1 protein-coding gene is annotated in these 322 nt (G+C 59.9%); it reads left to right on the top strand.

What is annotated here, in order from left to right:
* The coding region (locus B2W52_RS05890; RefSeq protein WP_286801881.1) for a glutamate synthase-related protein at positions 1-322 on the top strand (322 nt) is incomplete at both ends.

Here is a 322-nt window from a genome sequence, read left to right as displayed (position 1 = left end):
GCAGCGACCCAGGAGGTGTTTATCGAGCACGTGGGTATTCCGACGCTGGCGGCGATTCCCCAGGCGGTGCAGGCACTTCAGGAAATGGGGATGCACCGAAAGGTGCAGTTGATTGTCTCCGGCGGTATTCGTAACGGTGCCGATGTGGCGAAGTGTATGGCACTGGGTGCCGATGCTGTTGCGATCGGCACCGCCGCCCTGATTGCCCTGGGCTGCAACCATCCCCGTTACGACGAAGAGTTCCGGAAGATTGGCTCCGCGGCGGGTTTCTACGATGATTACCAGGAAGGTCGTGATCCGGCCGGTATTTCCACTCAGGATC

Source organism: Marinobacter sp. UBA2498, from assembly GCF_002341575.1.
Taxonomy (GTDB): Bacteria; Pseudomonadota; Gammaproteobacteria; order Pseudomonadales; family Oleiphilaceae; genus Marinobacter; species Marinobacter manganoxydans.
The sequence above is the reverse complement of the archived record's forward strand: the minus strand, read 5'-3'. Positions and strand labels throughout refer to the sequence as shown.